General features: G+C 60.7%; 1 protein-coding gene. It reads right to left on the bottom strand.

The features are described 5' to 3' along the window. Nucleotides 1–206 (bottom strand): hypothetical protein (locus tag ACFC3J_RS22245; RefSeq protein WP_375198118.1); only part of this gene is annotated, 206 nt, incomplete at both ends.

The raw sequence follows: 206 nt of genomic DNA, 5'->3' as shown, positions 1-206 counted from the left end.
GCGCGATGATCTGCATGCGGCTGCGCACCGTGCCTTCGGCATAGCTGGGGTGGAAGCTATGGGCATAGGACCAGTTGGCATTGGCCGAAACATGCCAGTCGCCCGGATTCCATACCTGCTTCAGGCCGACATTGATCAGGTCGTGGCGGTTGAGGCTATATTCGCGCGGGGCCATGAAGCGGACCGTGTTGATCGTCGCCTTGGTG

The sequence above is a fragment of the Sphingobium sp. genome, from assembly GCF_041987595.1.
Lineage (GTDB): Bacteria > Pseudomonadota > Alphaproteobacteria > Sphingomonadales > Sphingomonadaceae > Sphingobium.
Note: the sequence above shows the minus strand (reverse complement) of the source record. Positions and strands in the feature narration are given on the sequence as shown.